The 25,266-nt window shown below is 36.9% G+C and carries 22 protein-coding genes and 1 tRNA gene; 10 read left to right on the forward strand and 13 right to left on the reverse strand.

The annotated features are described in order from the left end of the window. Window positions 1–192 precede the first annotated feature (192 nt). From JSS34_03940 to upp, 3 genes are read right to left on the reverse strand one after another with little or no spacing between them, the layout of a single operon-like run. Window positions 193–3,933 carry a translocation/assembly module TamB domain-containing protein gene (locus tag JSS34_03940; protein ID MBS0185481.1) on the reverse strand — a complete coding sequence of 1,247 codons (3,741 nt, stop codon included), beginning with the start codon at window positions 3,931–3,933 and terminating at the stop codon, window positions 193–195. A 51-nt stretch (window positions 3,934–3,984) separates the two neighbouring features. Then, window positions 3,985–5,901, reverse strand: a complete 1,917-nt coding sequence (locus JSS34_03945; GenBank protein ID MBS0185482.1) for a BamA/TamA family outer membrane protein — start codon at window positions 5,899–5,901, stop codon at window positions 3,985–3,987. Continuing rightward, window positions 5,888–6,538 carry a uracil phosphoribosyltransferase gene (gene upp, locus JSS34_03950; protein MBS0185483.1) on the reverse strand — a complete coding sequence of 217 codons (651 nt, stop codon included), beginning with the start codon at window positions 6,536–6,538 and terminating at the stop codon, window positions 5,888–5,890. Before upp ends, JSS34_03945 begins: the two co-directional genes overlap by 14 nt. 281 nt (window positions 6,539–6,819) lie before the next feature. On the opposite strand from upp, the gene JSS34_03955 reads away from it, so the two are divergent. The 3 genes from JSS34_03955 (at window position 6,820) to JSS34_03965 (ending at window position 11,243) form a co-directional block, all read left to right on the forward strand. Continuing rightward, window positions 6,820–8,907 (forward strand): hypothetical protein, encoded by a 2,088-nt coding sequence (locus tag JSS34_03955; GenBank protein ID MBS0185484.1) that lies wholly within the window; start codon window positions 6,820–6,822, stop codon window positions 8,905–8,907. Between the two features lie 202 nt (window positions 8,908–9,109). Next, a complete protein-coding gene (locus JSS34_03960) occupies window positions 9,110–10,408 on the forward strand; it encodes an autotransporter outer membrane beta-barrel domain-containing protein (GenBank protein ID MBS0185485.1) in 1,299 nt (432 codons plus the stop codon). 43 nt (window positions 10,409–10,451) lie between these two features. Further along, entirely contained in the window at window positions 10,452–11,243 is a 792-nt protein-coding gene (locus JSS34_03965; GenBank protein ID MBS0185486.1) for a hypothetical protein, read from the forward strand. Between the two features lie 64 nt (window positions 11,244–11,307). Here the strand turns inward: JSS34_03965 and ruvB are convergent, their stop codons facing one another. The 4 genes from ruvB to JSS34_03985 form a co-directional block, all read right to left on the reverse strand. Then, entirely contained in the window at window positions 11,308–12,354 is a 1,047-nt protein-coding gene (ruvB, locus tag JSS34_03970; protein ID MBS0185487.1) for a Holliday junction branch migration DNA helicase RuvB, read from the reverse strand. Window positions 12,355–12,373: 19 nt separating this feature from the next. After that, complete coding sequence (ruvA, locus tag JSS34_03975) at window positions 12,374–13,006, reverse strand: Holliday junction branch migration protein RuvA (protein ID MBS0185488.1); 633 nt, start codon at window positions 13,004–13,006, stop codon at window positions 12,374–12,376. Then, window positions 13,003–13,509 (reverse strand): crossover junction endodeoxyribonuclease RuvC, encoded by a 507-nt coding sequence (ruvC, locus tag JSS34_03980; protein MBS0185489.1) that lies wholly within the window; start codon window positions 13,507–13,509, stop codon window positions 13,003–13,005. Before ruvC ends, ruvA begins: the two co-directional genes overlap by 4 nt. 246 nt (window positions 13,510–13,755) lie before the next feature. Beyond that, window positions 13,756–14,328: an alpha/beta hydrolase gene (locus JSS34_03985; protein ID MBS0185490.1), complete on the reverse strand. Its 573-nt coding sequence runs from the start codon at window positions 14,326–14,328 to the stop codon at window positions 13,756–13,758. Between the two features lie 230 nt (window positions 14,329–14,558). Here JSS34_03985 and JSS34_03990 point away from each other — a divergent pair, with 230 nt between their 5' ends. The 5 genes from JSS34_03990 to JSS34_04010 all read left to right on the forward strand — a co-directional run bounded on the left by JSS34_03990 (window position 14,559) and on the right by JSS34_04010 (window position 16,874). Further along, window positions 14,559–14,804, forward strand: a complete 246-nt coding sequence (locus tag JSS34_03990; GenBank protein ID MBS0185491.1) for a helix-turn-helix transcriptional regulator — start codon at window positions 14,559–14,561, stop codon at window positions 14,802–14,804. Beyond that, window positions 14,797–15,102: a HipA N-terminal domain-containing protein gene (locus JSS34_03995; protein MBS0185492.1), complete on the forward strand. Its 306-nt coding sequence runs from the start codon at window positions 14,797–14,799 to the stop codon at window positions 15,100–15,102. The genes JSS34_03990 and JSS34_03995 overlap by 8 nt, the downstream gene beginning before the upstream one ends. Beyond that, window positions 15,099–16,055, forward strand: a complete 957-nt coding sequence (locus JSS34_04000; protein ID MBS0185493.1) for a HipA domain-containing protein — start codon at window positions 15,099–15,101, stop codon at window positions 16,053–16,055. The genes JSS34_03995 and JSS34_04000 overlap by 4 nt, the downstream gene beginning before the upstream one ends. Window positions 16,056–16,322: 267 nt before the next feature. After that, window positions 16,323–16,496: a hypothetical protein gene (locus JSS34_04005; protein ID MBS0185494.1), complete on the forward strand. Its 174-nt coding sequence runs from the start codon at window positions 16,323–16,325 to the stop codon at window positions 16,494–16,496. Window positions 16,497–16,661: 165 nt separating this feature from the next. Next, on the forward strand, window positions 16,662–16,874 hold the full coding sequence (locus JSS34_04010; GenBank protein MBS0185495.1) for a hypothetical protein: 213 nt from the start codon (window positions 16,662–16,664) through the stop codon (window positions 16,872–16,874). A 258-nt stretch (window positions 16,875–17,132) separates the two neighbouring features. Here the strand turns inward: JSS34_04010 and JSS34_04015 are convergent, their stop codons facing one another. From JSS34_04015 to JSS34_04040, 6 genes are all read right to left on the reverse strand, one after another. Further along, window positions 17,133–18,911, reverse strand: coding sequence for an ABC-F family ATP-binding cassette domain-containing protein (locus JSS34_04015; protein ID MBS0185496.1), 1,779 nt, complete (start codon window positions 18,909–18,911; stop codon window positions 17,133–17,135). A gap of 10 nt (window positions 18,912–18,921) precedes the next feature. Then, entirely contained in the window at window positions 18,922–19,716 is a 795-nt protein-coding gene (locus JSS34_04020) for an NAD kinase (protein MBS0185497.1), read from the reverse strand. 10 nt (window positions 19,717–19,726) lie between these two features. After that, on the reverse strand, window positions 19,727–20,956 hold the full coding sequence (locus JSS34_04025; protein ID MBS0185498.1) for a multidrug effflux MFS transporter: 1,230 nt from the start codon (window positions 20,954–20,956) through the stop codon (window positions 19,727–19,729). Next, complete coding sequence (locus JSS34_04030) at window positions 20,953–22,119, reverse strand: DegT/DnrJ/EryC1/StrS family aminotransferase (protein MBS0185499.1); 1,167 nt, start codon at window positions 22,117–22,119, stop codon at window positions 20,953–20,955. The genes JSS34_04025 and JSS34_04030 overlap by 4 nt, the downstream gene beginning before the upstream one ends. Beyond that, the gene (locus JSS34_04035) at window positions 22,103–23,446 is read right to left on the reverse strand and encodes a nucleotide sugar dehydrogenase (GenBank protein ID MBS0185500.1); all 1,344 of its coding nucleotides are present in this window, start codon (window positions 23,444–23,446) and stop codon (window positions 22,103–22,105) included. Before JSS34_04035 ends, JSS34_04030 begins: the two co-directional genes overlap by 17 nt. A 208-nt stretch (window positions 23,447–23,654) precedes the next feature. Continuing rightward, a tRNA-Glu gene (locus tag JSS34_04040) sits at window positions 23,655–23,730 on the reverse strand. 179 nt (window positions 23,731–23,909) lie between these two features. Here JSS34_04040 and JSS34_04045 point away from each other — a divergent pair. Together JSS34_04045 and JSS34_04050 are read left to right on the forward strand one after the other, a co-directional pair. Then, on the forward strand, window positions 23,910–24,716 hold the full coding sequence (locus JSS34_04045; GenBank protein MBS0185501.1) for a hypothetical protein: 807 nt from the start codon (window positions 23,910–23,912) through the stop codon (window positions 24,714–24,716). Window positions 24,717–24,751: 35 nt separating this feature from the next. Beyond that, a complete protein-coding gene (locus JSS34_04050) occupies window positions 24,752–25,231 on the forward strand; it encodes a hypothetical protein (protein ID MBS0185502.1) in 480 nt (159 codons plus the stop codon). Window positions 25,232–25,266 lie beyond the last annotated feature (35 nt).

Here is a 25,266-nt window from a genome sequence, read left to right on the forward strand (position 1 = left end):
AAACCTTCCTTACATTCCTTTATGACTTTTCCTTCTTATCCATAGTTCGGGTTAATATTAATATCTATAATGTTAATTATAAGCGGCAATAACTTCTTTACATGAAAGTTATTGCCACCTATAAGTCATGCATAAACGGCAATAACTATTCCTTACATAGAGTAGGTTTTGCAGCCAAAATGCTGCGAGTTCTTAATCATATTCCCATTGCCATTGAATGCCTGCGCCACCTGCAGTTTGGGTGTTGATATCACTTTGGATGCTTACATTGGGAAGGACTTTAATTTCAATAGAAGCTTGAGCACTGTTGGTTGTTAGATCAGGTGAGACACTTAAAGAAACGTTGTCAGAAAGGAATTGCCCAAGATTAAGTCCTGCATTTCCATTTTCACCGGCGGTAAATGAAAGTCCTCCAAGTCCTATAGAATTTCGGATTTCATCAACAAAACTAAGGGGGCCTTTTGTTCCAGCCAAATCTCCTAAAGCAGATGCGATTTGAAGAGATTGCATGGGGGTGAGAGATCCAATTCCTTTTCCAAAGAGAATGCGGGAAGCAATTTCACCTGGCGGAAGATCGGGTTGAGATTTTAAAGTAAAATGGGGTGTCATGAGGCGTCCATTAATGATGACTTGCGCGACGATACCTCCTGTTGTGATTTGGGCCGTAACATTAACATTCGGATCAAAAGTTGTATCATCTGCAAAAAAAAGTGCTCCTTGTGTAAGAGAAAAAGTTTTTCCAAAAAGGATGTAATTACCTTGATCAAGAGAAAGCTTCCCATTCAATTGAGGATTAATTAACGTTCCTCCAACATTAATATTCCCTGTCCAAAGTGATGTAAGTCCCCAACCTTCTACAGAAAACTGAGATGGAATAATTAGATTTACATCCAACGTAATATTAGGAGCTTGTGAAGCAGAAAGATCCTGCATATTTTGAGGAGGGGTAAGCTGAAGAATGCTCATGTTATGAAGAAGTTCTTTTTTAGCATGGAGAAGAAATAAAGAGGATTGTTTAAGAGCTTCTTCTTGCTCTTTTTGTCTGTTTCCTTCTCGTTTGAAGGGAAGAACAGTAATAGAGCTTGGAAGTTTTTTGGGAATGTGAACCGTGATCGGTGATAAAGTCAAGTTCCCAGTAAGGGTTGGAAGATTGGTTATCTTATGTTTACTAAAATTTAACTTTCCTGTTGCAACAGCTGTGACAAGATCCAAGGAAACAAGATGAAAATCATCCATGATGGCTTCTAACTGATATGAATCAAGGCCTGATTCTGAAAAAACTTGAGGGCATGATCCTTTGAGTTCAAGTGTTCCTTCTTGCTTATCATGAGCTTGAGCTTGAAGAATTTGAAAGCGATCACCAGTACCTTGAATTTTTAAGGCAATATCTTGAAGAGAGGTTCCAAGATTAAAATTTTCGTATTGTCCATTTTGCAAAGAAACAAAACCTGAAAGCTTTTTCTTATGAAATGTTCCCTCTAAAAGAATTTCAAGAGAAATATCTCCCGTTATTGAATCGCCTTCGGAAACAAGAAAAGGAAGAAGGAAAGGTGAAAGCGTTTCAAGATGTCCTTGTCCTAAGAGACTACATTTAAGGGGAGAATGAGGGCTTATAAAGAGATGATTTCCATTTTCAAGAAAAAGGGGAATGTCGCCTTTTATATGAAGATTATTCATAGCTTTCGTATCTTGGCAATCTAATTTAAAAGTCAAATTTCTGCCATTCCATGACGCGGATAAAAGTCCTTCAAAGTCTTCAATAGGCTCCTCAAAAAGAGAAACTTGTTTTATGGGTTTTAAGGTTGCATTTAATATTAAAGAAGGATGAAAAATATCGCCTTTAAGAGATGCTTCTCCGTCTAAAGAAAGAGGAAGAGCCAAAAATGAATTAAATGAGGAAAGGTAAGAAAGCGGAAATTTTTTTAAAGACGCATGACCTTGAAGAAAATTTTCTTTTTTTTCTACGAAAAATGAGAAAGAAGATTTATCAATATTAAGCGTTGTGTCTGAAATTTTGAATCCAGACTTTGAAAACGTAAAGTTCAAAGGATGGGTTAAAGAAATTTTTTGGGATCCAAAGTGGCCTTTTAGGGTTGTTATGGTTAAGAAAGATATACTCTCTTTTTGAAAAAAATTGAGATCCAGTTTAATTTTAGAATTTGCTTCGGGATTATTAAGGGTTAAGGTTCCTTTTAAAGGAAATTCTTTTTCATGAAACCGCCCATTAAGGCTTAACTCTATTTGTTTAAAAAGAAGTTCAGTTTCTTTTTTTAATCGATTAAGTTTTAAAGAAATTTTTGTATTTTTTCCAAAAAGATTTTCTGATGTGGCTTTCAAAGAGAGCTGATCTAATGTCATATTTTCATAGAAAAGATTTTCTCCTTCAAGTTTGAGAGAAAGCCCTTTTCCTTTTTGAGAAATTAAAGCGCCCTTTAAATGACCTTTTGGAAGATTTTCATGTAAGAGTGAAAGATCTATCAAAGAGAAATCAAGATGTCCGAGAGGAATATAAGTATTTTCCCAAGCTAAATTTCCATGAAAGTTAAGAGAAGGTCCATCTCCTTTAAAATTATCAAGATAAAAACTTTCCTTTTCCCATAGAAAATTTGAAGAAGCCTTTAAGAAAGTTTGGTCTAAAGGAAGATCTATTTCGAAGGCGCCTTTGGCTGTTTTCGTTTCTGGGTTTAGAAGACCTTTTACATTAAGGAAAGCATGTTGAGAGTCTTTTTGGGAAAAGCATGTGATTTCAAGGGCGTTTCTAAATGTTCCTGTGAGGGTTAAAAAAAACTCTTTAGGAAATATTTTTTCAAATATTTCTAGGGTGTGTGGATTTTGATCTTTAAGTATAGAAAAAGATGCAGTGCTTAAGGTTCCTTTAAAGTTTAAAGGAGTTTCGTCAAATGGAAAATATCCTTCTCCAGAAAGCGTAAGGTCTTCATTTGTAAGTTTTCCAGAAGAGAGCAGAACACCTTCATCTTCAATTTTTATATTAAAATTAAATTCAAAATAGGGGGAAAGAGAGAATGAGTCTTCTTTAAAAAAGGAAGGACATGTTGCATGACCATTAAGTATTAAGTTTGGAATTTGATTATAAGTTAAGAAATACTGACTTTCTAATGAGAGAAAGGAAGGGCTTTCAATGGAAAAAGATCCAAAGAGTTCTTGATCTAAGTCTTTCTTTTGAAAATTACCCTTCATAAAAAAAGGTCTGTCAGATTTTAAAATACCCTCTTTGTCTTCTCCAATCTCAAATGTACCTTTTAAGTCGTGTAAAACATCGTCGTAATGGATATCTATTAAAAAGGAGGAAGGAATATTAAGGCCATTAATTTTTAAAAAAAGAGTGCTTTCTGTGTGTTTGGTAAGGTGAGGAAGAAAAAGGTGCCCAATAATGTTGAAGCGTCTCTTTTCACCTTCTTTTAAAAAGGAAAAGTCCCTGATCTCCAGGTGATCCAATTTTAAAGAAAGAGGAAGAATTGGAAGAGAAATCGTTTTAAGATAAGTGAAAAGGTCTTTTGTTGAAAATGAAGAAGAGGGTGTTTGAGGAAGGGATGTATACGTAATAGAGTCAGCTTTTAGAAGGTTAAAGGTTACCATTGCTTTTAAAAGGTCGTGCCATTTAAAATTAATTTCAAGATTATGAATGGTTATATTTGTAGAAGAGGGGTCATCAAAAGTTACTGTTATTGATTTAAGCGTGAAATTTTTGGGAAAATCTCCTTGAAGACCTTGAATTGAAACATCAATATTTTGTTTTTTGAGATAAGCTTCTCCAGCGGAGAGAAGAAATGTTTGTCCTTTTTTTGTTTCAAAAAGCACAAAAAGTCCTCCACTTAAGACTCCAAAAAGACTTAAAAGGATTAAAAAAGTAACTATAAATCCATGAAAAAGTCGTTTGTTCAAGGGGGTTGACCTTTCGGGTATGAGTTTCATTTCTTTAAAATGAGGTATTTTGGTGAAGAAAACAAGAAGCTCTTGTTCTTTTTAAAAAGATTGTCCAATCCCTGCATATATTTGAAATGGAGAATCTACACCAGATCTTCGACGAAGAGGAAAAGCAATATCAAATCGAATGGGCCCGATAGGGGTGTAGTATCTTATGCCTCCTCCAACTCCCCAAAAAAGTGGATTTGAAAATGTAGGCGCTGGTTTGTTATAAACAGTGCCAACATCTAGAAAAGAAACAACACCAAGATCTGCTGTTATTTTAGTTAAAAGTTCAATGCCAGATTCAAAGGCTGATGTTCCCCCTAGAGGATTTTTATCTTGATCTAAAGGACCTGCTAATTGATATCCATATCCGCGTACAGATCCACCTCCTCCAGCATAAAATAATTTATCAGGAGGAACGGAATTTCTTGTTCCATTAGGCATAAATCCCAAGTTGAGATACGTAGAAAAAATGGCAGAGTCTTCGGAATCTAAGGGTTGGTGCAAGAGTTGACGCAGAAAAATACGTGCAAAATTAGATGTTCCTCCTAAAATCTTTGGAAACGGAATCAAGGACCAATCAGCTTTTATACCACTCGTTGGATTTAAAAGGCTGTTAATACTTGAATAATTAATATTAAAAGGAAGGCTTGGAAGATGATAATCATGTCCTTGTCCTTCTTTTTTAATGCGGCTTGTTGAATATTCACCTCCTAAAGACGCTTGCCAAGATTCATTTATTTTTCGTTTCAGCTGAAGAAGTCCGCTTAACCCACGTTTATGATAAGCTTCTGGTCGTTCAGATCCTCCCATCATAGATGCAACAAGGGTTTGATCGGCCCTTAGAAAATGAGGAAGTGTGTAAGTTGGCTCAATAATAGACTTAATTCTACCTGTTTGTCCTGAGATATCCAAATTATCTCCGTCTCCCAAGACATTACGATTTCCCCAAAAAGCTTTTAAAGATGCTCCTTCACTTGAAGCATAGTGGAGACCTGCTCCAATATAATATCGCTTATTTTCAATGACCCGTATCAAAACCGGAAGTTCTCCTGAGGCATTAAGTTCTTTTGCAGGAATAACATCAACAGATGTAAATAAATTAGATTGTAAAAGATTTGTTCTTAAGAGATCTATTTTTTGGGCATCAAAAACCTCTCCCTGTGTCCAAAGAACTTCATCTTGAATATAAGATGCTTCGAGTAATTTAAGCCCTTCAATAGAGACTGTTCCGAATCTTGCCAAAGGTCCTATATCTATTGAAGTTGTTACATCCATTGTATGCGTTTGTTCGTGAATAATAATAGATTGCTCGGCGACTTTTGCAAAAGGATATCCGCGGGTGGCGAGTTTGCTAATAAGGACAGTTACAGCTTCAGAAATCTCTTGGGTACGCGCAGGGTAATCGAGTTTAATTCCCAAATTCTTAATATCATCAAAGAGGGGCTTAAGAGAGGAGGGAATGTAAGGACATTTAAACTTAAAAGAGCTGAGGGTATATCTTGTGCCAAGAACAACCTCAAGGATGACTTGAAAAGATCCCGAGAGAGTAACATACAGGCCTCCTTCAAGGAACGGGAAAACATCCCCATCATAATACCCTTCTGATTCGAGTACTTTCTTAAAATGAGGAATATCTTCAAAAATTCGACGTCTTAGTCCCTCCAGTGAAGTTGGCGGTCTATTTTCAAGGGCAATAAGCTCCGAGACCTCCTGAAAAAGAGCTAGAAGCTCTGGATCAGAAATTCCTTTAAAGGACACGGTATAATTTATTCCAGAAGTAAGGGCTGGATGTTTAAGAGGATTTTTTAAAAGAGTTTCTGGATGAAGTAAAGAAGGCAAGTGTGTTTGTGTGGCTTCTTCTTGAGCGTGTGCTTTTAAGAAAAAAAAATAAAAGAAAGAACTTAGGAAAAAGACACAAAAAAGTCTTTTTAAAAGCATCTCTTGATAAAGTTTGTTATTTTGTCCCAAAAATTCGATCTCCTGCATCTCCGAGCCCAGGTGTAATATAGGCTTTTTCAGTGAGTCCTTGGTCTAGAGCGGCGGTATAAAGCGTAATGTCTGGAAAATGACGGTTGAAAACAGCAACGCCTTCAGGGGCAGCAACGAGAGATACAAATCTTATTTTAGACTTCTCAATACCTCGTTTTAAAAGAACATTTACGGCATGTACGGCAGAATTTCCAGTTGCGAGAAGAGGGTCAACAAGAATAAAAAGTCTTTGTTCTGGGTCGGGAAGTTTTACAAGATATTCTACTGGCATTTTTGTGATGGGATCTCGATAAAGCCCAATATGTCCAACAAGGGCGCGTGGCATGAGGTCAAGAAGTCCTTCAACCATCCCGAGCCCAGCTCTTAAAATAGGAACAATCGCAATTTTACTTTCTGCGACGAAGAAAGCTTTCATATGGGTAATAGGAGTTTCGATCATCTGGGGAGCCAGGGGAAGATCGCGTGTGACTTCGTACCCCATCAAAAGAGCAATTTCATTTAATAAACGACGAAACAAGATACTATCCGTTTCTTTCATGCGCATAAGGTTTAATTTGTGTTGAATAAGGGGATGATTCAAAATGTGGAGCTGGGGATAGTGAGACGCATCGGACATGAAACTACCTTTCTAAGAGACTATTTTATTTGTTTTACAAAGGATTGAGAATTTCCTCAAGGACGTTCTTTTAAAAAAGAAGCCTTTTTGGAAAAATATGTCAAAATTTTTAAAACCTTAAAAATTTTTCAGGAGCTAAAATATTTGTGATACTTGTTTGTTTTGGGCTTTTTTTTAAAAGTTAATTATTATAGGTTGGATTAATTCTTTAAAAAACATCTTTAGAGAAATAAACAAATAATTACGAGGGTTTCGTGAAGATTTTTAAGGTATTGACACAAATGTTCCAAAAAGAACGCCTTGGAGCAGCAATTCTTGTTGCTTTCTTAATAACGCCACTTTTAGGGCTTCCTCCAACGCGTTTTGGATTTTATCCTCAGCTTGGAATGATCATCCCATGTATTTGGTTCTTAGGAGGATGCGCTGGACTTTGGAGTTGTTATATTCTTCAGAAAAATCCTTATCTTTCACTCCGAATTTTTAAAATGCCAATTGTGTGGGGGCCTTTTCTTCTCTCAGGTTTGACATTAGGACTCAGTATTTTTCATCCGTTGCCTTTGCGGAATTGGGTGGGCGCAAATCAAGTTCCTGAAGGCATTTTAACGTTCTTAACAATTGGTTTTACGTCATTTGTAGCGGTTGTTGTTTATTATATGAAACGGTATAATAAACTTATTCTGAAGGTTGCTGTTGGAACACTTGTTATTTTAGCAATTTTAACAATTATTGGAGCCCCAAATTCTTTTATAGAAGTTTTAAGAGGGTGGGAATGGGCCCCTCTTTATTTTGACGATTACCTTATTTTTATTATGATGGGGACGTGCGGGATTTATTTAGCTTTGCGCTCAAAATTTCATCATCCTTTTCTTTGGGATGCTCTATTTATCCTATTGATGGGAACTCTTTTTGGATTTATCCAAAATTCAACTCTAAAAGGAGCTGCTTTTATTTCTATTGGTGTATGCGCAACGTTTTTTATTCTTGCCAAATTGGGATTCAAATCATGGCAGAAAATTTTCCTTGCTTTAATCCCGATAGGACTCATGATTGGAATTACAACGGGTATTGTTTTTTATGACGAACTTCAGGAAATTTTTTCTATTCCTTTTTATTCAACACTTGAAAGTCGTACGAATCTTATTCGAGCCGTTTATGTGAATTTTACCAATATGCCGATTGATCTATCGAGTATAAAAGATCTCCTGATCGGTAGAGGCTGGGGAGGGTATGGCGATGCGGTCACCTCTAATTTGTTTCTTATTGAAAAAGTAGCTCTCTATAAAACAGGTTCTTTTGATCCAAGCTGGGAATTTATTTCACGTGATTTGATGCATAGCCATAACAGCTTGGCTGAAATTTTTAATGCTTTAGGACTTTTAGGTGTCATGGCCCTTTTTGGGATCAATATTGCTCTCTTTCAGTCCATTCGTCAGGACACTTTTATGGGAGGGCTTTTTTATCTTGTTATGATTCTTGTTTTAGAACTTTTATGGTTTCAGCTTCCAAATACAATTCCTTTTACCGTTTTAGGAAGTGCTTTTTTATTAAGGCGTTCTTTTTTTCCTTTTAAAATTGGTAAAAAGTTAATTTTAGGCGACAAAAAAAAGAAATATGCTGCGCTGAGTATTAAAGTCCTCTCTTTTTTGATGATGAGCTGGGCTTTGTTCTATGGAGTTCTTGATTATCAAATGCATGAAAAGCTTGCTCTCAGGCCAGAGAGAAGTTTGTTCTTAAGCATGCAAAATTATTTAAATTCTCCTTTCACTGCTTTTGAAGCCCTTATAGGTGGGTCTCGGCAGGTGGGATATGCTCGTTCTGTTACGTATGAATTTGTGCGTGCTGTGCGTCAGTCACCAAAAGAGGATTATGGGCCAGCGGTTAGGGCAAGTCTTTCTATTGCACAAGATCTTATCAAAAATTTTTCAAGAGGTGGGAATGCAAATGCGCATACTGTTGCAAATAATATTTACGGAGAAATGGCGATTTCTCCTGAAACAAAGACTTATTTTTTTCATTCTTTAGAACCTTTTCAAAATTGGAAATCTGCTGCTCAAAGTCTTATAAAATTTGTGCCTTTCCGGGCAGATATTCTTATTCCTCATCTCAGTGTGTTAATGGAAAGAGGTCAGGAAAAAGAAGTTTTAGATCTAAGTGAGAGAATTTTGAAAAAAGATCCTTCACATCCTGTTGCTCTCTGGTATAAAGGAGGTGTGCTCGTGGGTCGAGATCGAACTTTTCAAGAAGGCATCTGTAATTTGCAAGAAGGGATTTATTTTGGAATTGAACGATTTATGCCAATTCCTAAAGATGAGAAAGAAAAAATTATGAGTGTGAACATCCTTTGTGGGTTCTCGAAAAATCATAGATAATGTGTGACAAAATAGTCTCCTATAAAAAATTTTTCTGTTTTTATTAGGTCTAAGGTCTTGCTGAATTAAAAAAAAATTGTTAAGTCTTTTAGGGTAATTTTCTTTAAGGAGGAGCTTCCTTTTTAAAGATGAAAGTATTATGCGTATAAAGGCTCTTAAAAGTTTAAGAGTTTAATTTGGTTCATTTTAGAGAGGTTTTATAATGTTTCAAAAAAAGATAATGAAAGCGCTTCTTTTAACAGCATCTGTTGGAGGAATTGTCTGTGGTTTAGGAGCTGATCAAGTGCAAGCTGGATTATTAAACCGATCTGGTGTCCAGTATGCCGGTGTTTATGGAATTAGTGATGGTCGTACCGTTTATAACGGAGCGCTCGGACGCGGAACTGCTCGGCAGTATTCAGTTGGAAGCTGGGTCCAAGTTGGTGCACAACAGGTAGCTACAGCAGCTCGTTATGTTTACGTTCAAGCAGGTACCTACCTTGACGGTGATTCTGCCTTAAACCAAGACAGCACAGTTATTACTGAAACTCAAGTTACACGCGTTGCAACCGGGGCACAAATGAGTATGATTTCCCGTCGTATTGATAACGTTATGGGAACCCAATCTCAAGCTTCCGCTGAATCTGTCTCTTTAACAGGTGGAAATTCTGGACCAGACAGCAAAATTCGTAATGTTTGGGCTGAGGTTGGATACAATGACATTGCAATGACTAAAAGTGAACTTAAATGGGATGCGGATTTGTTCACAGCGGCGATTGGTACGGATCGTAAATTGAGTGATAAGGTTATCGGTGGTCTTGCATTAACATTTAGCTACTTGAATGGTAAGACAAAGTACAACCATGGTAATATAAGTGACTATGCTTATGGTATCGTTCCTTATGCTTCCTTCAAAGTGACAAACAAGTTTAGCATTGATGCAATGGCTGGATATAACTACGTTCAAAAGCATCGTGATCGTATTTCTCCAGATGAAGTAACGCTCACCACAAACTTCAACGGTCCGAAACTTAAGAGCGATCCAACAGCTAACCGTTATTTTGCAGGATTATTTGGTAATCTTAGACACTCCATGAATAAAACAAATCTTCTTGGAACTCTTGGATTTACCTATGCTGCTGATAATCAGAAATCTTTCTCTGAAAAAGGTGGACCACAAGCTGGTAGTTATTCCTCACAAAACACAAATCTTACTCAACTTCAAACAAGATTGCAAGTTGGCCAACGGATGGCAGCTTGGGTTGAGCCTTATTTGTTTGGAGTCTATAACTATGATCTCTCTGCAACTAGGTCAAAAGTGGCTACTGGTCCGTTTGTTGCAAGTGCAAATGTTAACTACACAGATCCAAATAAGACAGTTGGAAAGAGCACATATGGTGGTGGTCTTGGTCTTAAACTCTTTGGAACTCAGAATTTCTCCGGTGGTTTGGAAGGATCTTACGTTGTTAATAAGAATCTTCAAAACATTGGTGTTCTTGGTAACATTAAATACAACTTCTAATTCTAGAGACTTCTCTATGAACCTAAATAAGGTAAGATACATAATGTATCTTACCTTATTTTTTTGCTTTTTTTTAGAAGGATGTTCTCCGAAAGCGCATCTTGAAGAAGTCCAAACTCTTGGAAAAAAATGTGGATTTGAATCTGAAAAAATTCAAACTCACTTTTATGACCTTATGATGTTTATAAAACTGGGAGACCCTCATTTAATTCATATTTATCTGGAGGGGGATGGATTTGCATGGTTTAATAAATACGAAATGGCTGAAGATCCAACCCCTGACGACCCCATGGGATTCCGGGTTGCTTGTGAAGATACCTCAAATGCAACTCTTATATTTTTGACACGCCCCTGTCATTATGGATTAAAGCGAAGTTGTTCTTACCAAGACTGGACATTTGAACGGTTTAGTCAAAAAATTCTAAATGCTTACAGAGAGGTTCTTGATCTTTTAAAAACGCGATATCCGCATGCAGTCTTTCACCTTTATGGATATTCAGGAGGTGCTTTTTTGGCTTTGCTTCTTGGAGAAAAAGAGCCTGATATAACAAAAATCACGACGTTTGCAGGAAATTTAGATCATAAAGTATGGACACGCTTTCAGGGCTATACGCCTTTAACAGGATCTTTGGACATTGAAGATTTTGAAGCGCTAAGCAAAATTGAACAAATTCATTATATAGGAGAAAATGACTTAGAAATTCCGGTGGATGTCTATCAATCTTATCAAAACCATTTTCAAAAAGAGACTCATAATCTTAAGTTTATTTTTGTAAAAAATTTTGAGCATACGTCAGATTGGCCCTTATTTTGGAATGAGCAGCAAACATATTAAAAATTTATAAGGATGCATTTTAAAAGTCTAAAAAAATCTATTTTTCTTTTATGTCTTAGAGATCTTATTCTTCTTCCAAAATATCAAAACACAAATCTTCTGCAGGAATAAGGGATGGAACGTCAAGATGCTCATAAGCTTGACGTGTTAAGACGCGTCCACGGGGGGTCCTTTGAAGAAATCCTTCTTGAATTAAATAAGGTTCAACAACGTCCTCAATGACATCGCGTTGTTCCGAAAGGGCTGAAGCAAGCGTTTCAATTCCAACAGGTCCGCCTTGATAAAAATCAATAATGCGTTTCATATAGAGTCGATCCATGGCATCAAGACCAAATTTATCAACTTCAAGTTTGAGAAGAGCCTCATGTGCAAGCGCTTGATCAATCGTGTTTTGCTTGAGCACAGTTGCAATATCTCGAACCCGACGTAAGAGGCGGCCTGCAATACGAGGGGTTCCTCTGCAGCGTTTTGCAATTTCTAAAGCGCCGGTGTCTGTTAAATGAAGATTTAAAAGACGTGCTTGTCTGAGGATAATTTGAGTGAGCTCATGGGGCGCATAAAACTCTAAACGTGTTGGGATTCCAAACCGCTCCCGTAAAGGTCTTGTAATAAGTCCAGATCGAGTTGTTGCGCCTATTAAAGTAAATTTTGGAAGGTCAAGCCTTACAGAACGGGCTGCAGGTCCCTCTCCAATCATGAGATCTAAAACGAAATCCTCCATAGCAGGATAGAGAATTTCTTCAATTTGGGGAGAGAGCCGATGAATTTCATCGATAAAAAGAACATCTCCTGCTTCAAGATTTGTAAGGAGAGCTGCAAGATCTCCAGCGCGTGCAATAACGGGGCCGGAGGTTGCTTTAAAATTAACACCCATTTCATGGGCAATGATTTGTGCAAGTGTTGTTTTTCCAAGCCCAGGAGGGCCAAAAAGAAGAACATGATCCAGGGCTTCTTGTCTAGCACGGGCAGCTTCAATAAAAATTTCTAAGTTTTTACGGGCTTGATGTTGCCCAATGAATTCTCCAAAAGAAAGAGGACGTAAAGCCATATCAACAGAAGATTCCTCTGGGTGCTGGTGAGGTGTTACAAGACGTGAAGAAGGTGTTATCATAACGTACTTTCAAAATAATTTATGTTTGAGAAAGGTCTTTTAAACAAAGACGAATCATATCACTTAATGTTTCAGGAGGAGAAGAGGAGGTGCGCATCGTTTGAAGACTTTTTAGAATGGAGGGTTTTCGATATCCTAAATTTTCAAGAGCTGAGAGAGCATCTTTTTCAAGAATCGTAAGACGCTCAGTCGCTTCTCCTATTGGGTATGAATGAGGAGTGATGGCGTCTCCTTCTCCTTTAAGATGAGGAGATTTAAAAAGCCGATCTTTAAGCTCCGTAATGATCCTTAAAGCTAATTTTGAACCAATGCCATCGGCTTTTATAAGGACATTTTTATCTTCTTCGAGGATAATATCATAAAGGACTGGAGGTGAAAAGCTGGACAAAAGTGTTAAGGCGACGCGTGCTCCGACGCCTTGAACTGTTCTTAAGAGACGGAACCATGTTTGCTCAAGGGGCGTAATAAACCCATAAAGGGTAATGCTGTCTTCTTTTACAACGGTTTCTATGAAAAAGCTTAATGTTGGAAGATCCCTTATTTTTTCAAGTGTCGAAAGGGGCGTATAAACGAGATAACCGACACCCTGAACATCCAGAATGCAGGAATCATCGGTTATCAAATTAATACTTCCTGTTAATTTGCCAATCATATCATCTCTCTTTTTAAACGGTGTTCAAGTTTTTTCTGAGGGCCCATATGAGCATGACAAATTGCAAGTGCTAAAGCATCCCCAGCATCCTTTGAAAGCTCTTGAATTTTAGGTAAGAAAAAACGAACCATGTGTCCAATTTGTTCCTTTTGCGCATGACCGTGGCCAACAAGTGCTTTTTTAACCGTTGTTGAAGGGTACTCTTGAACAGGAATACCTGCATGAGCGGGAGTCATAAGGACAATTCCACGCGCAAGACCTAACTTAAGGCTGGAAAGGGGGTTTTTATTGACAAATATTTCTTCAACCGAGGCTTCATCTGGAGAAAACGTTTTAAGAATTTCTTTAAGCCCTTCAAAAATGTTGAGAAGTCTTGTCGGAAGGGGGTCTTGAGGAGATGTTGTAAGGGTCCCATGAGCAATATGAGAAAGATGTCCGTGTTTTTCATCGAGAATGCCCCATCCTGTTCGATGGAGGCCGGGGTCAAGCCCTAGAATGCGCATAAAGAAGCCTCTTTAAAAGAATCATAAATTATTTTTAAAATATAACATATATCCTAAAGATTCATAGAGGAACGACCCATTTTTTATTAAAATAGTACTTTTAAAATTAAGCTTTCGTCATTGAAAACACAATTATTAAGATGATCGTTTTTTGTAAAAGAAAAACAGGGCTTTTAGGAAAAAGAGAAATGAGCAAGAATTTTATCATAATATGTTTAGAAGGTTTTTATAGGTCAAAGAGCAAGGTTATTTCTCATCCATTTCAAGATTCCTGAGAATAGCTTGTGAAAGTTCAGGAAAGGATTTTTTATCGTAATTTCCTCCAAAGTGGCCTTGATCCTTATATTCGTGATACTCGCAATTGAGTTTATCATGAATATAACGTGCTTCTTTTATGGGAATCCAAGGATCGTCTTGGGAGGCAAATAAAATTGTCCATTGTTGATTTTTCTTAATGGCATCCCAATTCCAAGGCCTATCAAAGTAACCGGATAATTTTTCCTTTTCATCTCCGAGGTCTGTATAACATGCTCCCACGAGCACAGATCCCATAATTTCATGTTTTTCAGCGAATCTCATGGCTGCAACCGCTCCTGATGAGTGTCCAACAAGAATCGTATTTTTATCAACTTTTAAATCATCACTTAAAAAGGGAATCCAAAACGTCTCCCGAGCAAGATCTGGATCAGGAAATTTTGCAGAGATAACTTCAAGCCCATGAGCTTCAAGCTTTGATTTGAGGCTTGGAAACCAATTGTCTTGAGTTTTATTTTGAGTGTCAGAGCCGCCATTTCCGGGGATAAATACAATTTTCGTCATTCTTTTTATCTCTTTATGCAAAGTGGTACCTTGAATTAAAGACCGAAGAACATTCAATATACTCCATCTATTATTGTCAAGTTTATTATAATAAAAATTTATGGAAATTTTGGATATTTTATGCGTTAAAACGATAACTGCTTATGCTGAATTGATTTATATATCAATCAATTTTTCTTGTTTTCTCTTAAAATTTCATATAAACTTACAAAAAACAGTAAAATTGATTTATATATGAGGCATTCTTGAATCTAAATCAAAAAAATCTAGCGCAGATCCTTAAAGGACACCGAAAGAAAGCGCACATTAGCCAGCAGATGCTTGCAGACATGGCTGGGGTGAGTCGAACAGCCATTCAACGGCTAGAAGAAAGTGTTCTAAAAGTACAGTTGGATACACTTTTGAAAGTCATGAATATTTTGAACATAACACTTGAACTTTCAAGCCCTCTTCTAGAGGAATTCAAAGATGAATAGCGCGCGAATTTATGTGCATGGAATTTTAGCTGCCTTTTTAGAAAAGGAGAGGAATGCCTATCGAATTGAATACCTTTCCTCTTATAGAGGAGAGCCAATTTCATTAACGCTTCCTATTCGAGAAGAGCCTTATGTTTTTGATCATTTTCCTTCTTTTTTTGAAGGTCTTTTGCCAGAGGGGTTGCTTTTAGAAGGATTATTGAGAAATTGTAAGCTGGATGAAAAAGATTATTTTGGTCAGATACTGGCTGTCGGTCAGGATCTCGTGGGCTCTGTAACAATAGAGAAAGACCGATGAAAAGATGTCCTATTACCTATGCGGTTTTAACTGACAATGACCCAAAACCATATTCTTTAAGGGGATTAAGACTTCTTTCTCCTCAGCTTAAAAAACTTTTGCCTTTACCTTATTCCGTTATCGAGCAAAGACATGAAGCGATTGCTCGTGCTTCAAAAATATCGATTCAGGGTGTTCAGCTCAAATTGAGTGCTGCCTTGAATGTAAAAAAAGAAGTTTTTGAGTTTGTTGAAAAAGGAGGAACTTATATTCTTAAACCTCCTCATGATTTATGGGAAGAAGTTCCTGAAAACGAAGATTTGACAATGCGTTTGGCTAAACTTGTGGGCATTGAGGTCCCACTTCATGGAATGATTTATAATCGAGATGGGCATCTTACCTACTTCATTAAACGTTTTGACCGAATGGCAAAAAACAAAAAAGTTGCGGTAGAAGACTTTTCTCAATTATCCGGAAATGAGAGAAGTTCAAAGTATAAAAGCAGTTGTGAAGAACTTATAAAGATTGTTGAGAAATATTGCACATTTCCTCAAATTGAAAATCTTAAACTCTTTGAAAGACTTTTGTTTTCTTACCTTGTTGGAAATGAAGACATGCATCTTAAAAATTTCTCTCTTATTCGAAGAAAAGGGATTGTGGAGCTTTCTCCAGCCTATGATCTTCTTAATACCACACTTATTTTTAAAGAGATTAAGGAAGAAATAGCGCTTCCCATAAGAAGTAAAAAAAATAAGTTGGAAGGGAGAGATTTTTGGGGATATTTAGGAACTGAGAGATTTTTTTTTTCTGAAAAAATATTGGAAATAACTGAGAAAAAATTTAAAGATGTTCTAGAAACCTGGAAAGATTGGATTCAAATAAGTTTTTTAAGTCCTTCTCAAAAAGAACTTTATAGAAAGATTCTCATGAAAAGATCGCATATTTTAGGCCTCATCAAGGCTGATCTTTCTTGATGTCTGAATAAAGAGAGCTGAAAAGAGACGGATGCACTCTAGCGTGAAAAATAAGTAAAATAGGAAAATTGAAAAATCGGTTTATTTTTTTTACAAATTGAGTACGATCAATTATCGAGAGCAATGAAACATTAAATGCAAATGAAGCTGGTCATACGAAAAATTAGCCGTGGGAATTAAGTAGCTTTACTTCCTAAATTCATCTCTTCTCATCATTTAGATGCAGGGGATCCTATTGAGATAGCAGAAGAGGGAGATCACTTGATTTTGAAAGCAACTGTATTTTTGAAGGATCTTGAGAAGAAAAAGGTGATAGAAAATTTGAAGACACTTTTTCAAAGGATTGATCGTACTCCTGAATCTGATGAGTTTTCGAATCTCTCAGAGGAAGCTATTATGGAAAGTGTTATTCAAGAAATTGAGATACAACGCCATTCATGAAAAAAACAATTTTGGACTGTAATGTTCTTATTTCTGCTGGTTTAACAAAAGGATCTTGTCGATCCGTTCTATCTGGGCTTTAAGTGAGGATATTGTTTTGAATATATTGAGGTGGCACAACGTAAAAAATTTAAAGTATGTTGGAAGGATCTTGAACAAATAATTATGGATATATGTATAGCTGGAAAATTTTTTACCCAAGGAAATTCATCTTTTAATTTAAAAGATAAGTCTGATGAAAAGTATCTTGCTTTAGCAGAATCAGCTCACGCCGATTTTTTTATAACTGGAAATTTAAAGCATTTTCCGAAAGAAGTTTATGGGTGTACACAGGTTTATTCGCCAGGCGCCTTCCTGCGAGATATAATAGGTCTCTAATATTTTTAAAATTTTTCTCGTCTTAGAATGTTTTTAAATTGGTATATGCAAAAAATAATAAGTCTCTTTGAAAAACGGTATGACATAATGATAAAAAAAAGGTTTAAGGTTTTAGAAAAATATTTTTACTTTTTTATGTTTTCCATAACTCATTAAGCTTTTCAGTTATTTTCTCCATACTTCTTGGTTTAATGAGAACGTTAAATCCTGGAGTCTCAAACTTACGTCTTTTTTTCAAGGTACTCCCGAATAGCTTTTTTAATCTAAAGACAACGTGAGCCATATATTTTCTAAAGAGTCTTTCTTTTCTTTTAAGTCTTGAAGTTCTTTAATAAGTGTATCAAAACCTATAGGATTCTTCGTATATAAATCTGGATCAAGAAGAGCATTTTCAATTTCTTTAATACGACGTTCAACGTCCTCGAGTTGTTTGGGAATGATTTCTAAATCCCGTTGAGCAGAATAGCTGAGCTTTTTAAGAGCGGGATTTTTTGGTTTAGATACCTCTCGCCGTTCTTCTTTTTTTTCTTTCTTTTCAATGCGTTTTTCTTGAGGATTTAGAGAGATATTCTCATAATCTGTATATCCTCCAATATTTTCAATAATTGTTCCATTGGGTTGAATTGCAAAAACCACAGTTACCAACTGATCAATAAAATCTCGGTCATGGCTGATTAAAATAAGCGTTCCTTTATAAGAAGTGAGCATATCGATGAGAAGATCTAAGGTGTCCATATCAAGATCATTTGTAGGCTCGTCAAGAACGAGGACATTTGAAGGCTGAGCAAGAACTTTGGCCAGTTGTAAGCGATTTTTTTCTCCCCCAGATAAAATACCAATGCGTCCCCGGGCTTGTTTGTCATCAAAGAGAAATTTTTTTAAATATCCCATTACATGCATATCTGTGCCTTGAACATTTATGGTATCTCCTCCTTGAGGACAGAGATATTGCCAAGGTGTTTCTTGGGGATCCATGGAGTTTCTCTCTTGTTCAAAGAAAGCCGGGATAATTGATTTCCCGATGCGTGCTTTTCCCATATCTGGTTTTAAGCGTCCAAGGATAAGATTAAGAAGGGTTGTTTTACCACATCCATTGGGACCGATGATACCTATGCGATCTCCCTTGAAAATGCGTGTCGAAAGAGGTCCTAAAGTCAAACGTCCTTCATAGTTTTTTGTAACTTCTGTTAATTCTGAAACAAGTTGATTCCCAAAAGTTGCGGTGCTTCCTATTATCTCGATTGATTTGGGTTGGTTTGAAATTAAGAGTTTTCGTTGAGCACGCATCTGAGTAAGCTTTTCTAAGCGTCCTTGGTTACGTTTTCGGCGTGCCGTGACGCCACGTTGTTTCCAGTGTTCTTCAAGCCGGAGCTTAGATTGGATTTTTTCAAGGGCTCTCGCATCTGCTTGTTCTATCTCTTCCATCCATTGATCAAAATAAGCATATCCTTTATGCGTGCGTCTCGTTTGCCCTCGATCGAGCCAAACAATAGAGCGGGATGTTTCCTCGAGAAACCGTCGATCATGGCTAATGATAACGACGGCTTTTTTAAAATGGTTAAGGTATGTTTCAAGCCATTGGATGGCTTTAATATCAAGATGGTTTGTTGGCTCATCTAAAAGAAGAACATCGGGGTCGCCTACGAGGGTACGTGCGAGTAAAATACGACGTTTTTCTCCGCCCGAAAGATTTTCGAGTGTCGTCGTTGTTTTCATTTCAAGGGCGTCAAGGAGTATTTCAGCCTCATGAGCGGGACATTTTCCCTCCATAACAGCCTCAAGAGCAGTTTTTTGAAAAGGAAGATCTAAATCTTGGGGCAAATAATGAATTTTTAGGTGGGGTTTTTTATAAAAAGTTCCTTGATCTAATTCAACCTGTCCAGCCAAAACTTTTAGAAGAGTTGATTTGCCAGTACCATTGCTTCCAATAAGACAAATATGATCATTTTCGAGGATATTGATATCAAGATCTTGAAAGAGGGGAGCTAAGCCATAAGCAAGGCATCCATTATGAATTGTGAGAACAGGAAGGGTCATGGATGGTTATTTAGGCCATAAATTGTTCTTCAATAATCCGTCTCTCAAGGGTATGATCGGGATCAAAGAGGAGAGTGAGTGTTTTAGAAGTTTCTTCTTCGATGGAAACGGAATGAAGAGATTCAATTTCATGGAAATCTGCAGTACATTTGACAGGTCTCTTGAGAGGATCGATGACATCGAACCGAACACGCGCGCTTTTAGGAAGAAGGGCACCATGCCATCGACGTGGCCTAAAAATATTAATTGGAGTTAAAGCTAATAGATTAGCTTCAAGAGGAAGAATAGGTCCTCCTGCTGAGAAGTTATAAGCCGTACTTCCTGCAGGTGTAGATAAGAGAACACCATCTCCAATAAGTGTATCTAGCCGCAGAATATCATCAACAAAAAGACGAATTTTGGCACTTTGAGAAGTTTGTCTTAAAAGAGAGACTTCATTAATTGCATATGCAACGTCAATTGTTCCCTTTTCAGTATGGGCAGACATGATAAGAGGATGCAAACAAATAGGTTGAGAGAGCCGAAGTTTGTTTAGGAGATCTTGAGGTTGCTTCAGCTGAAATGTGTTCATTAAAAAACCAACAGTGCCACAATTAATGCCATAGACAGGAAGATCACGTTGTTGTGCAAGAAGGGTATGAAGAGTATGAAGCATAAAGCCATCTCCTCCTAAAACAATAAGAACATCAGCGTTTTCAAGGGGAGAGGGGATATAATTTTTTAAAAAATAAGTATAATATTCTTGTGCTAACGGCTTCTCATCCACAATAAAAGCTGGTTTTTTGAAAGAGGTTTCAAAGGGCATGAAAGGAATCCTATTTGACAGTGCCTTCTTGCGTAAAGACAGGGTAAATAACGGTTCTCATAAGGATAAGAAGAACGATAAAAATGGCCATAAATAAACAGGGCATTGGATATATTGTGTCATTATGTGTAACCGACATTATGTAGGTAAGTCCTGCAATGATACTATAATAAAAACACCCATACAAGGCTCCAGCAGTTCCAGCTGCATAAGAGTAATGTTTTAAGGCGTGGCTTAGGCAGATTGGCACAGAAAGACCATTGCCTAAAAGAATGCCGCTTAAAGGAACAAGGATGCACATAATTGCTCCGATCTTATTTTCCTCGGTAATAAAGCCACAAAAAGAAAAACTCAAAAGAAAAACACTCGATAAAAAACAAATAAAAATACCACTCAACAAAATCTTTTTTTCAGGAAAAATAGGAATAAGTTTTCGTGTTAGATAAGATCCACCAACAAGAGAAAGAGCAGGAATAAAAAGGAGAATACCATAAAGACTGGGCCTAATGTGCAAAAAATCAATAAGATAAAAGGGGCCTTCAGCAATGAAGATAAAGATAATGCCATGAAGACCCCCCACCATGAATCCAAATGAAATCAGCAATCGATCTTTTATCATTTTGGGAATTATCTTTAAAAGTGAAGCACGATTTGTTTCTTGAGGTTTTGTTTCTTTCAAAGATTGAAAAATATAGAATTCAAGCATAAAACCTGTAAGGAAAAGTCCTAGAAAAATCATGCGCCAGTTTATAAAGTCTGTTAAAATACCTCCAAGAATAGGTCCAAGGACGGGCGAAAAAGAAAGAGCAATAGCGACTGTTGCAAAAACGTGGGAACGAGCTCTGCCATCAAAAGCATCGCGGGCAATTGTTTGGGATAGAACAGATCCTACAGCTCCTCCAAAGGCCTGGATAAACCGGAAAATAAAAAGCATCCAGAACGAAGATGAAAAAGCACATCCAAGGCTTCCTAAACAATAAAAAAGGAAACCCAACATCATAATAGGTTTACGTCCCCATTTATCAGAAAGAGGTCCCCAAAACAGAATTCCAAAAGCAAATCCAATGAGATAAATCGTAAGTGTTGTTTCCACAAGCCCATGACTTACGAAAAGAGTTTGTGAGATACTTGGGAGTGCGGGCGAGTAAATAGTTTCTCCAATTTGAGGAAGCCCTGCCATTAAAATAAGCAAGAGAAGAGAGGGCTTTGATGTTGAATGAGTGGCAGAGGAAGTGTTCATTTTGAAGGAGAAGATAAAAGGTGAATAAGGTTTTTTGTGATAAAGTGAAGAACGTCTTCTGTTAGATATCCATGCATTGGTAGGCTTAAAACTTCCTTAGAAAGAGATTCAGAATTTGGGAGGTGATGACCAAGAGCAGTCGGATAATGCTGATAGGCTTTTTGTTGATGAAGCGGTTTTACATAATAGATCGCTGTTGGGATGCCTTGGTTTTGAAGTTCATGAACAACTTTGTCGCGGGATATCGTTGAATTTAAACGAAGTGTATACTGAGCCCAAGAAGAGGTCGTATCGGGAAGAAGAAAAGGTGTTGTGACTAAAGAAGAAAGGGCTTTATGATAAAAAACAGCAGCGTTTTGACGTGAAAGAAGCTCCTCTGGAAAAATCTTAAGTTTTTCAAGAAGTACAGCGGCTTGAAGTGTATCAAGTCGGCCATTCATTCCAATATAAATATTATCATATTTATCTTTACCTTGACCATGAATACGTAAAGAAATGAGTTTTTCTGCAAGTTCATCATTATCTGTAAAAATAGCGCCTCCATCCCCATAACACCCCAAAGGCTTTGCAGGAAAGAAACTTGTTGAAGTTGCAATTCCAAATGTTCCTACGGGACGTTTTTTATAAGTCGCTCCAAAACTTTGAGCCGCATCCGCAAGAATCCAAAGATTGTTTTCAGCGGCGATTGACTCAAGAGCATCATAATCTGCAGGAGCCCCAAATAAGTCAACAGGAATAATGGCAGTTGGCTTCAGTCCAAGTTCTTTAGCTTTAAGAATTCCTTGCTTTAAACTTGAGGGATCCATATTAAATGTTTCTTTTAGAACGTCAATAAAGACGGGTGTTGCACCCATCCATGCAACAACTTCTGTCGTGGCAGCAAAGGTAAAAGAAGGAACAAAAATAGCATCTCCAGGCTTTACGTCTTTTGCCATGAGTACGAGAGCTAAAGCGTCGGTTCCATTGGCACAAGAAATTGTGTGTTTTGCATCGCAAAATTGCGAGAGTTTTTTTTCAAGCTCAAAAACTTCTGGACCCATAATGTAAGAGCCGTGATCTAATATACGTTGAAAAGCCTCACTAACTTGAGGACGAATACGTTTTTGTTGAGATGCAAGGTCAATAAAAGGAAGAGGAAGAGAAAAATTAAGCTTTTGTGACATGGGAGGATTCTTTCAAAAAATGGAATACATTTCTGGTATCAATAAGAAGTTTTGAATGTTCAGCTAAAAATTCATAATTTACATTTTCATGATCTGTTAAGATAAGTACGGCATCATAAGTGGAAAGAGTCTCTTTTGTTAAAGGAGTTGACTTAAGTCCTGAAAGAGAAGGATGTTCTCGCGTCGTTGGGACAATAGGAATATAGGGGTCATGGTAATCTACATTAGCCCCTTTATTTTTTAAAAGATCATAGATGACAAGAGAAGGACTCTCTCGAATATCATCGACATTTTTTTTATAAGCCATGCCCATAATGAGAAGGCGTGAACCATTTAGGCTTTTTGAAAATCTCCTATCGAGCTCATCTCGAAGCCGCTCGACGACATAAAAGGGCATTGAGGTATTAATTTCTCCCGAAAGTTCAACAAAACGTGTGGGAACGCCATATTCCCGTGCTTTCCAAGTTAAATAAAAAGGATCAATGGGAATGCAATGGCCTCCAAGTCCAGGACCCGGGTAAAAGGGCATGAACCCAAAGGGTTTTGTTTTTGCTGCATCGATAACTTCCCAAATATTAATGCCCATTTTTTCATAAATAAGCTTGAGTTCATTGACGAGGGCAATATTCGCAGATCTGAATATATTTTCTGTAAGTTTAACAGCTTCAGCTGTTCGTGTAGAACTTACAGGAATAACTTTTGGAACAATTTGTTCATAAAGCGTAACGCTCAAATCGCGCGAGAGAGGGTCGTCTGCTCCGACAACTTTAGGAATACTCGCTGTTTCAAAATTGGGGTTCCCAGGATCTTCCCTTTCTGGTGAATAACTTAGGAAGAAGTTTTCTCCAACCACGAGGCCGGTTTTTTCAAGAAGAGGACACATAAGTTCATCGGTCGTTCCAGGATATGTTGTAGACTCCAAAACAATTAATTGACCTTTTTGAAGATACTTTGCAATTGTTTCAGTTGTTGAGACTACATACGTCATATCTGGTTCACGATTTTTAGTGAGAGGTGTTGGAACGCAAATTAAAATAGCATCTGCTTTTTTAAGAATTTCTGGATCAGAGCTTGCTTCGAAATCCGGACTTTTCGAAAGACTTTGAACTGAAGTTTCGGAAATATTTTTTATATAAGAGTGTCCTTTTTTTAAGGCTGTAATCTTTGATATATCAAGATCAAAAGCGAGAATAGGAAAGCCTTGTTTGTGGAAAGTCAGAGCAAGTGGTAGACCCACATATCCAAGACCAATGACAGCAATTTTAGCTTGATGAGAAAGAAATTTCTGATTTAATTGCTCAAAAAAAGGGTTGGAACGTAACGACATAGAAAAATCCTTATGCTTAAGAAGAGACTAAAATCTTTGAAATTGATCTGTCCTTTATATAACTACATTTCTATTAAAGGAAAGAAAAATCAAAGTTTGTTGCGATATATTACAAGAAAGAGTCGCAACAAATGTAAATAAAAGTTGTCTTATTCTTTTTACTGAAAAAAGAAGTCTTATGCAAAGAAGGAAATTTAAAAAAAGAAATTGGCGTCTCCTACGGGATTTGAACCCGTGTTGCTGCCGTGAGAGGGCAGTGTCCTAGGCCCCTAGACGAAGGAGACAGAGCTCCTTACTTAACATAAGAAGAGGCTCTTCTTCAAGATAATTTTTACAAACTTGTTGTAGGAGGCATGTATACATTGACATCCCTTTTAAGCATGATAAACTTTTTTAAAGAAGTAAATAAATCAGTTTACCAACAAACAAAATTAAAAAACCATTTTGCCGCTTTGAGAAATCCATGAAACTTCAAGAAAAAGCCTTGCATCTTTTAATCAAACTTGTTCGTTTCAGTTTTGGAGAATTTGAAATCGATGAATTCCGTAAGTTTTTAAAGATGGGATTTATTTTTACAATTATTATAGGAATTTATTGGACATTAAGGCCCTTAAAAGATTCTCTTTTTATGGAGCTTGTTGATAAAGTTGACCTTCCTTATGCAAAAACGATTTCGATTCTCATTTTAATTCCGCTTGTTAGTTTTTATACAAAATTCCTCGGGCATATTTCACGCGAAAAAATGCTCATCCTCCTTCCTATTTATTATGGGTGTTTGACATTGTGTTTTAGTCTCGCAATGTTAATTGCCCAAGCGCCTCCAGAAGAAATAGCAGCGCTTCCTTTTGCATTATGGATCGCAACGAAAATTCTAGGATACATGTGGTATGTTTATGTTGAAAGTTTTGGATCTTTGCTAATTCCTCTTTTTTGGATTTTTGCAGCAGATACAACAAAAACTCTTTCCGCAAAGAAAGGATTTCCTTTTATTGTGGCTTTTGGGCAGATTGGAGGAATTATTTTACCTTATAGCATTGGGGGCCTTCCCCATCGTTTTTCTTTAACAACTGATAGTCTTTCGATCCTAATTCTTGGTCTCTTAACTTTTACAATTATTCCTTTAATTCGGCATTTCTTAAGAACGATTCCCAAACACTTACTTGCTTCTTTTGAAGAGAAAAAAGAAAATCCTGAAAGAACGGTAAATTCTGGTTTTTTAGAAGGTTTCCATTTAATAAAAAAGCATAAATATCTTTTTAGAATATTTTAAGTATAAACCTGATATATGGCACGATTCTAACAATCATGGATTTTAATTTTAAATTTAGAGCAGGAAGCATTTATGAAGGCGTCGCGTTAAGTCATTACCTAAGTCTTTATGGGTCAAGCATCAATATAGTAACCTTTTTTTGCCTCATCTTAGGAATAACGAATGTGGCCCATTTTTTCGGGATACGCTCTGTTCTTATTTTTATTCCTTGTATTGTAGGAGCTATTTTATTTGGTTTTCTAACCTTTGAATCTTTGCACGTTTTATTTGCATGTGTCGTTGGATTAAGAGGAATAAATTATGCTTTAAATGGACCAACATTAAAACAGCTTTATATTCCAATCACCAAGCATACCCGTTTTCAAGCGCAGGCGTGGATTGAATCCTTTGGATCACGAGGAGCAAAGGAAACCGGTTCTTTATTTAACATGCTTTTAAGGCCCTTGCAGTCAGCATATGGAGTTGTGCTTGGACATGAAATTTATTTTACTTTAGTAGGGCGTGTCATCAATTGAGCCAAACGATAGAAGCAATCATATAAATAGCGCCT

It is taken from the genome of Pseudomonadota bacterium (assembly GCA_018242545.1).
In the GTDB taxonomy this organism is placed as follows: domain Bacteria; phylum Pseudomonadota; class Alphaproteobacteria; order 16-39-46; family 16-39-46; genus 16-39-46.

Bases quoted from the DNA above. Each gene is read 5' to 3' on its own strand.
- JSS34_03940 (MBS0185481.1), bottom strand. From the start codon at position 3,933: ATGAAACTCATACCCGAAAGGTCAACCCCCTTGAACAAACGACTTTTT.
- upp (MBS0185483.1), bottom strand. From the start codon at position 6,538: ATGTCCGATGCGTCTCACTATCCCCAGCTCCACATTTTGAATCATCCC.
- JSS34_03955 (MBS0185484.1), top strand. From the start codon at position 6,820: ATGTTCCAAAAAGAACGCCTTGGAGCAGCAATTCTTGTTGCTTTCTTA.
- JSS34_03960 (MBS0185485.1), top strand. From the start codon at position 9,110: ATGTTTCAAAAAAAGATAATGAAAGCGCTTCTTTTAACAGCATCTGTT.
- JSS34_03965 (MBS0185486.1), top strand. From the start codon at position 10,452: ATGTATCTTACCTTATTTTTTTGCTTTTTTTTAGAAGGATGTTCTCCG.
- ruvB (MBS0185487.1), bottom strand. From the start codon at position 12,354: ATGATAACACCTTCTTCACGTCTTGTAACACCTCACCAGCACCCAGAG.
- ruvA (MBS0185488.1), bottom strand. From the start codon at position 13,006: ATGATTGGCAAATTAACAGGAAGTATTAATTTGATAACCGATGATTCC.
- ruvC (MBS0185489.1), bottom strand. From the start codon at position 13,509: ATGCGCATTCTAGGGCTTGACCCCGGCCTCCATCGAACAGGATGGGGC.
- JSS34_03985 (MBS0185490.1), bottom strand. From the start codon at position 14,328: ATGACGAAAATTGTATTTATCCCCGGAAATGGCGGCTCTGACACTCAA.
- JSS34_03995 (MBS0185492.1), top strand. From the start codon at position 14,797: ATGAATAGCGCGCGAATTTATGTGCATGGAATTTTAGCTGCCTTTTTA.
- JSS34_04000 (MBS0185493.1), top strand. From the start codon at position 15,099: ATGAAAAGATGTCCTATTACCTATGCGGTTTTAACTGACAATGACCCA.
- JSS34_04010 (MBS0185495.1), top strand. From the start codon at position 16,662: ATGGATATATGTATAGCTGGAAAATTTTTTACCCAAGGAAATTCATCT.
- JSS34_04015 (MBS0185496.1), bottom strand. From the start codon at position 18,911: ATGACCCTTCCTGTTCTCACAATTCATAATGGATGCCTTGCTTATGGC.
- JSS34_04020 (MBS0185497.1), bottom strand. From the start codon at position 19,716: ATGCCCTTTGAAACCTCTTTCAAAAAACCAGCTTTTATTGTGGATGAG.
- JSS34_04025 (MBS0185498.1), bottom strand. From the start codon at position 20,956: ATGAACACTTCCTCTGCCACTCATTCAACATCAAAGCCCTCTCTTCTC.
- JSS34_04030 (MBS0185499.1), bottom strand. From the start codon at position 22,119: ATGTCACAAAAGCTTAATTTTTCTCTTCCTCTTCCTTTTATTGACCTT.
- JSS34_04035 (MBS0185500.1), bottom strand. From the start codon at position 23,446: ATGTCGTTACGTTCCAACCCTTTTTTTGAGCAATTAAATCAGAAATTT.
- JSS34_04045 (MBS0185501.1), top strand. From the start codon at position 23,910: ATGAAACTTCAAGAAAAAGCCTTGCATCTTTTAATCAAACTTGTTCGT.
- JSS34_04050 (MBS0185502.1), top strand. From the start codon at position 24,752: ATGGATTTTAATTTTAAATTTAGAGCAGGAAGCATTTATGAAGGCGTC.